The sequence below is a fragment of the Methylibium sp. T29-B genome (assembly GCF_000576225.1).
Lineage (GTDB): Bacteria > Pseudomonadota > Gammaproteobacteria > Burkholderiales > Burkholderiaceae_C > Methylibium > Methylibium petroleiphilum.
Genome location: NZ_AZSN01000176.1, coordinates 1 through 6,879 on the forward strand (window position 1 = coordinate 1; position 6,879 = coordinate 6,879).

Here is a 6,879-nt window from a genome sequence, read left to right on the forward strand (position 1 = left end):
GGCAACGTGAGGCTGTGCCACAGTCGCAGCCGTTCCCTGCCCGCCTTGCCCGCCGCCCCATGCCCGCCCAGCCCCGCCCTGCCCGCTCCCGCCCCCGGACTCGACGCCTGGCCGCGCGCCTCGGTGCTGCTGGTCGACGACGAGCAGGCATGCGCAACTTCCTCGAGAAGACGCTGGCGCCGCGCTGCGGCAACGTGCAGAGCGCCGCCAGCGCCGAGGAGGCCGACGCGCTGGTGCGCCGGCACCGCTTCGACCTGGTGATCCTCGACATCTCGCTGCCCGGGAAGAGCGGCCTCGCCTGGCTTCGCGAGCTGCGCGAGCAGGGCTACAGCGGCGAGGTGGTGCTGATCACCGCCTATGCCGATCTCGACACCGCGATCGAGGCGCTGCGCGCGGGCGCCTCCGACCTGGTTCTCAAGCCGTTTCGCGTGACGCAGATCCTCAACGCGGTGAAGCACGGCCTCGACCGCACGCTGCTGAAGCGCGAGAACTGGGTGCTCAAGCACATGATCTCGCAGCGCGGCGAGGGCTTCGACGGCCTGGTGGGCAGCTCGCCGGCGATGCAGAACCTCAGGCGCGCGCTGCAGCGCGCCGCGCCGGTGGCCAGCACCGTGCTGCTGTCGGGCGAATCGGGTACCGGCAAGGAGCTGGCGGCGATCGCGCTGCATCGCCACAGCCCGCGCGCACCGGAACCCTTCGTGCCGGTCAACTGCGCGAGCCTCGCGCCCGAGCGCATCGAGAGCGAGCTGTTCGGCCATGCCCAGGGTGCCTTCACCGGCGCGACGCACGGCCGCGACGGGCTGTTCTATTACGCCCAGGGCGGCACGCTGTTCCTCGACGAGATCGCCGAACTGCCGCTGGCCCAGCAGGCTGCACTGCTGCGCGTGCTGGAGGACCACCGCATCCGTCCGGTCGGCAGCGAGCAGCAGATCCCGGTCGACGTGCGCATCGTCGCCGCCACCAACCGGCGGCTGGCCGACGAGGTGGCCGCCGGGCGCTTCCGCAAGGACCTGTACTACCGGCTGCAGGTGGTCGAGATCGGCCTGCCGCCGCTGCGCGAGCACAAGGACGACATCGCCGAGCTGGTGGCGCATTTCATCGCCACGCTGGCGCCGCATCTCGGCGTCGAGCCGATCGCCGTCAGCCCGGCCGAGATGGCCTACCTGCAGCAGTACGACTGGCCCGGCAACGTGCGCGAGCTGCGCAACCTGGTGGAGCGCTCGATGATCCTGGGCGCGCTCAACGTGTCAGCGCTCTACCCCGGCGGAACTACGTCGCGCACCGGCGCGAGCGCCGGCCCGACCGACCTGCAGACGCTGGAGAAGCAGCACATCCTCGCGGTGCTGGAGTCGGTGCAGGGCGACAAGACGCGCGCCGCCGAACTGCTGGGCATCTCGCGCCGCACACTGGAGCGGCGCTGCGCCGAATGGCTAGTCGCTTGAATCCCCCGTTGCGGCTGCGCCGCTCCCCCCAGGGGGCGCCGCTGGGTTCGCGCAGCGACGTTCGGCTGCTGCTGCGTCGGGTTGCACCGGGCGGTTGAGATGACGTTCTACGAGCGCTTCCAGCGGCTGCCGATCCGCAGCAAGCTGCTGGCGATGGTGCTGCTGCCGTTGGTGGTGGTGCTGCCGCTGCTGGGCCTGCTGCTGCTGGTCTGGGGCAACGTGGCGCTGGACCGCCTGCTGATCACCAAGGTGCGCAGCGACCTGGCGGTGGCCCAGGGCTACTTCGAGCGCGTGCTCGGCGAGGTGGGCAGCAGCGCCGCCGCCGTGGCCGACTCGCAGGCACTGCACCGTGCGCTGGACGACGACACGGCGGCGACGTCGGCCGACGCGGGGACGTGGGTGACACTGCTGCAGGCGTTCAAGGCCCGCGAAGGCCTCGATTTCATCAACTTGCGTGCCCCCGACGGGACGTTGCGCATCACCGACTTCGGCGCGGCCCCGGCCACCGACGGGCGCTCGCCGGCGTTCCGTGCGGCGGCGGCCGAAAGCGGCCGGGCACGCGCCAGCATCGAGGTGCTGCAGCCTGACGAACTGGCGCGTCTCGCGCCGGCGCTGCAGGACCGCGTCGCGGTGCCGCTGGTGAGCACGCGCAACGCCGCGCCCACGGCTCGCACGCAGGAAGACCGCGCGATGGTCGTGCTGGCCACCGCGCCGGTGCACGACGAACGCGGCGTGCTGCGCGGCCACGTGCAGGCCGGCGTGCTGCTGAACCGCAACCTGCCCTTCATCGACCACATCAACGAGATCGTCTACCCCGAAGGCGCGCTGCCCTTCGGCAGCCGCGGCACCGCGACGCTGTTCCTCGACGATGTGCGCATCAGCACCAACGTGCGGCTGTTCGGCGACGATCCCAAGAACCGCGCCATCGGCACCCGCGTGTCGCAGGCGGTACGCGACACCGTGCTCGGCGGCGGTCAGCCGTGGCTGGACCGCGCCTTCGTCGTCAACGACTGGTACGTCTCGGGCTACCTGCCGCTGGCCGACGGCGCCGGCCGGCGCGTCGGCATGCTCTACGTCGCTACCTGGAACGGCCCTTCACCTGGCTGAAGTACGCCGTGCTGCTGAGCATCGGCGCGATCTTCTTCGCCGTGATGATCGGCGCCACCGTGGTGTCGCTGCGCTGGGCGCGCAGCATCTTCAAGCCGCTGGAGCAGATGGCGCGCACGATGCAGCAGGTCGAGGCCGGCGGGCTCGACGCGCGCGTCGGCGCGGCCGGCCACCACCCCGACGAGATCGGCCGGCTCGCCGCCCACCTGGACCACCTGCTCGACGTGATCGACGACAAGACGCGCGCGCTGCAGCGCTGGGGCGACGAGCTCGACCGCAAGGTGGTCGAGCGCACGCGCGACCTGGAGCAGGCGCAGGCGCAGCTGCTGCGCTCGGAGAAGCTGGCCACCGTGGGCCAGCTCACCGCCAGCATCGCGCACGAGGTCAACAACCCGATCGCGGTGATCCAGGCAACCTCGACCTGCTCCGCGAGCTGCTCGGGCCGCAGACCGCCGCCAAGGTCGACGCCGAGCTGCGGCTGGTGGACGAGCAGATCGAGCGCATGCGGCTGATCGTCACGCAACTTCTGCAGTTTGCGCGCCCGAACGAATACGCCGGCTACGTGGACAGCGTGAGCGTGGCGCGCGCGCTCGACGACTCGCTGCTGCTGGTCGGGCCTCAGCTCGCGCGCACCCGGATCGCGGTGCAGCGCGACGACCGGGCGACGGCCAGTGCCGCCATCAACCGCCAGGAGCTGCAGCAGGTGCTGCTCAACCTGCTGATCAACGCGCTGCACGCGATGCCCGACAGCGGCACGCTGTCGCTGCACACACGCGACTGGCACGCCGCCGACGGCCGCGTGCAGGGTGTGCAGATCGACGTGGCCGACAGCGGCCCCGGGCTGGGACCGGAGCTCGAGTCGCGGCTGTTCCAGCCCTTCGTCACCACCAAGACCGACGGCACCGGCCTGGGCCTGTGGATCAGCCGCAGCCTGATCGAGCGCTACGGCGGCACGCTGACCGCGGCCAACCGCGACGACGGCGCGCGCGGCGCGGTGTTCAGCGTGCGGCTCTACAGCGAACTGCCGGAGACGACGCTGCCGGCCTGAGGCGCTAGTCGATCAGGTCGAAGCCCTGCGTCTCCACCTCGACGAAGGCACGCAGGAAGCCGGCCACGGCGCGGTAGAAGTCGGCGCGCGGGTGCGCCTCGATGGCAGCGCACAGCGCCTCGGCCCAGGTCTGCAGGTGGATGCGGAAGAAGCGCCGCTGCTGCTCCAGGTTGCAGATCTCGGGGTCGTCGCCGGCGATCAGGAAGCGCATCACCTCGCAGACGCTGGCGATGTGGTCCTCGGTCTCTCTCACGCCGTCGGCGCGCTCCAGGCCCAGCGTGCGCAGGTCCGCGCGCAGCTCGACCAGCGGCCGGTCGTTCAGCGCGCCCGCCAGATGGAAGGAGCCGTAGAGAAAGATCTCGGCCCGCCCGACACCGAGGAACAGCGCGTCGTACTCGGCGGCCACCGCGTCCGGCGGCACGCGCCGCGCGGCGGCCACCACCTCGCCCCAGGCCGGCTCGAGAAAGCCGCCGGGCGTGGGCGCTTCGGTGGGCGCCACGCGCAGCTGCGCGTGGAAGGCGGCATCGGGCGGCGCGACGAACAGCTGCGCGAGCAGGCCGTAGATCTCGGCCCGCGCGAGTTCCTCGCGGTCGTCGGCCGGCGTGGCGAACTGGATCGGTTGCGGTTTCATCGGGAGGCAGTCCTGTCGCTCACGCGGCTCAGAGGTCGGTGATCTTCACTTCGTTCGGGTTGGTGTGCAGGTCGATCACGCGGCAGTCGCCGCACATCTTCAGGCGCTCGAGCGCCGCGCCCTGGAACATCGAGTGGCCCGCCAGCTTCGTCAGCATGCCCTCGATCGCCTTCTGCGTGCCGAAGGGCTTGCCGCACTTCACGCAGGCCCAGGGCTGCATCTCGTGCAGCACGCGCGGCTGCTTGCGCGCCTTGCCGCTGTCGGCCAGCCACAGGCGCGGCGCGAGCGCCAGCGCGTCCTCCGGGCAGGTGACGACGCACAGCCCGCACTGCACGCAGTTCTTCTCGGTGAAGCGCAGTTGCGGGCGCTCGGGGTTGTCGCCCAGCGCGCTCTCGGGGCAGGCGCCCACGCAGCTCAGGCACATCGTGCACTTGCCGGTGTCGATCTGCAGGCTGCCGAACGGCGACGCGGCCGGCAGCGCGATCGCCTCGGGCACCGGCCGCGCCGGCGCCTGGGCCAGCAAGTGGTCGAGCGCGAGGTCGAGCGTGGCGCGCTTGTCGGCCTGCACCGCAAAGCCGGCCGGCTGCGCGACGGTCTGCGCCGGCTCGACCTGCAGCGCCGCGTCGAGCGAGGCGACGTCGCGCGCCTCGATCAGCCGCAGGTGGCGGCCGCGGTAGCCCAGTCCGTCGAGCAGCGCCTGGCCCACGGCCATCTGGGCCGCCACCGCCGCGCGGTAGTCGGGCGCCTCCTCGTCGGTCATCAGCACCCAGACCTGCGCGGCACCCTGGGCGATGGCCGCGAGCCAGAGGTCGAGCCCGACCGAGGCGGTGTGGAACACATCGACCGGGATCACGCGGGCCGGCACGCCGCGGACCGCGGGATCGGTGCGCGCCGCGCGACCGAGCGCGTCGACCAGCTGCACGCCGGCACCCTGGCTGTGCAGCAGCAGCGCCGCGTCACCCACGAGCTTGGGCCCGCCGGCCTGGCGGTAGGCGGAGAGCAGCGTGCGCAGCCGCCGGCCCTGGTGCGCCGGCGTGGGCGTGGCGTAGGTCAGTGCGCCGCTGGGGCAGACGGTGGTGCAGGCGCCGCAGCCCACGCACAGGTTGGGGTTGACGGCGATGCCACCCTTTTCCGGCCCGTCCTCGCTGCGCCGGCTGCCGATGGCCTGTGCGGAGCACACGTCGATGCAGGCGGTGCAGCCCTCGCGTTCGTTGCGGCTGTGAGCGCAGAGCTTGTGCTTGTACTGGAAGAACTTGGGCTTCTCGAACTCGCCCACCAGCCCGCGCAGGCGCAGCGCCGCGGACACGAGCCGGGCCTCGTCGGCCGCGTGGAAGTAGCCCTGGGGCGGCTGGTGCAGGCCGATCAGCGGCTCGACGCCAAGATCGAGCACGAGGTCGAAGCGCTCGGTGGTCTCGCCCGGCACACGCTGGAAGTCGATGGCGCCGGCGGCATCGCAGACCTTCACGCAGTCGCGGTGGGCGCTGCACTTCGCCAGGTCGACCTGGTAGCTGAAGTCGATCGCCGACTCGGGGCAGGCCTCGACACAGGCATTGCAGCGCGTGCACAGGTCCAGGTCGATGGGATTGGTCGAGGTCCAGGTCGCCTCGAAGGCACCGAGCCAGCCGGTCAGCGCCGTCACCCGGCCCGCGCGACCGGCAGGCTGCGCGCCTGCGGCAGCCTGCCGCCGGGCGCCGTGAGCAGCAGCGACACGTCGAGTGCGTCCTGCAGCAGCAGTGCTGCGCGCTGCGCCGCGTCGGCCGGGCCGACGATCAGGCAGCGCCCGGCCGAGCGGTAGCCGACGGTGGCGACCGGTTCCGGATCGGGCAACTGAGCCGCTGTCAGCAGCGCGGCGAGCTTGGGCGTGAGCGTCGACGGCCGTGCACGCACGTCCTTCGACCAGCCGCCGGTCTCGCGCAGGTTGACGAAGCGGATCGGCCGCTCCTGCACGCCGGGTGCGCCCTCGGTCTCGGCGTTGAGCTCGAGGAACAGCCGCTGCTCCTGGGTGCAGGCGACCACCAGGTCCTCGCCCGATTTCGCGGCGCGCTGGAACGCGCCGGCCTCGCGGCGGCACAGCAGCGTGTGGACGACGTCGAGGCCGTCAGAGGCCGCCGGCCCCAGCGCGCGTTGCAGCGCCGGGCCGTCCAGCGGCATCGTCTGGTTGCAGTTGCAGATCAGGGTCTTCATCGGGGGCGTGGGGCACGGCGGCGACGGCGGGAGCCTTCGCGCCTGCGTCCTCGGCAGGGGGAAAGGTGGACGGGGACGCCTCCGCGACAGGCACCGCGTCGGCAGGGTGGACGGGCGTGGCGGGCGCTTGCGCTGCAGCACGGGCTTCGGCCTCGGCCTGCGCTTCGGCCGCTTCCTCGGCGGCGAACAGGCCCATGAACCTGGCCTGGTTCAGCTGGCGCAGCATGGCCATGGGGATCGGGTCGGGCTGGCTGTAGTCGTCGATGTAGATGTCGAGCCCGTCCATCACGTTGTAGTGCGGGTCGGTGAACAGCTTCTTCACCGCCGCGCGCTTGACGTCCTCGTCGACGCCGCGCGCGACGAAGCGCGACACCTCGTCGCCGGGCCGCAGCGCCGCCACGTCGTCGAGCGTCGGCAGCGGTTCGGCGGGCGCATCGGCCGCCGGATCGGCGGGCAAGGTCGGCACG

At 72.2% G+C, this 6,879-nt stretch carries 6 protein-coding genes and 1 pseudogene; 4 read left to right on the top strand and 3 right to left on the bottom strand.

From position 1 onward, the window contains the following. The first annotated feature begins 149 nt into the window (after positions 1 to 149). The 4 genes from Y694_RS18615 to Y694_RS26225 all read left to right on the top strand — a co-directional run bounded on the left by Y694_RS18615 (position 150) and on the right by Y694_RS26225 (position 3,597). Positions 150 to 1,442, top strand: coding sequence for a sigma-54 dependent transcriptional regulator (locus Y694_RS18615; RefSeq protein WP_231497776.1), 1,293 nt, complete (start codon positions 150 to 152; stop codon positions 1,440 to 1,442). A 99-nt stretch (positions 1,443 to 1,541) separates the two neighbouring features. Next, positions 1,542 to 2,549: a cache domain-containing protein gene (locus Y694_RS26215; RefSeq protein ID WP_231497777.1), complete on the top strand. Its 1,008-nt coding sequence runs from the start codon at positions 1,542 to 1,544 to the stop codon at positions 2,547 to 2,549. A gap of 8 nt (positions 2,550 to 2,557) precedes the next feature. Then, positions 2,558 to 3,061 (top strand): HAMP domain-containing protein, encoded by a 504-nt coding sequence (locus tag Y694_RS26220; protein ID WP_231497778.1) that lies wholly within the window; start codon positions 2,558 to 2,560, stop codon positions 3,059 to 3,061. After that, positions 3,031 to 3,597, top strand: a complete 567-nt coding sequence (locus Y694_RS26225) for a sensor histidine kinase (RefSeq protein WP_231497779.1) — start codon at positions 3,031 to 3,033, stop codon at positions 3,595 to 3,597. The genes Y694_RS26220 and Y694_RS26225 overlap by 31 nt, the downstream gene beginning before the upstream one ends. Before the next feature lie 4 nt (positions 3,598 to 3,601). Here the strand turns inward: Y694_RS26225 and Y694_RS18625 are convergent, their stop codons facing one another. From Y694_RS18625 to Y694_RS18635, 3 genes and pseudogenes are all read right to left on the bottom strand, one after another. Next, positions 3,602 to 4,228: a molecular chaperone gene (locus tag Y694_RS18625; protein WP_051495894.1), complete on the bottom strand. Its 627-nt coding sequence runs from the start codon at positions 4,226 to 4,228 to the stop codon at positions 3,602 to 3,604. Between the two features lie 28 nt (positions 4,229 to 4,256). Further along, positions 4,257 to 6,379, bottom strand: a pseudogene (locus tag Y694_RS18630) (4Fe-4S dicluster domain-containing protein). After that, the coding region (locus Y694_RS18635) for a DUF3306 domain-containing protein (protein ID WP_036235239.1) at positions 6,327 to 6,879 on the bottom strand (553 nt) is incomplete at its 5' end. The pseudogene Y694_RS18630 and the gene Y694_RS18635, both read right to left, overlap by 53 nt.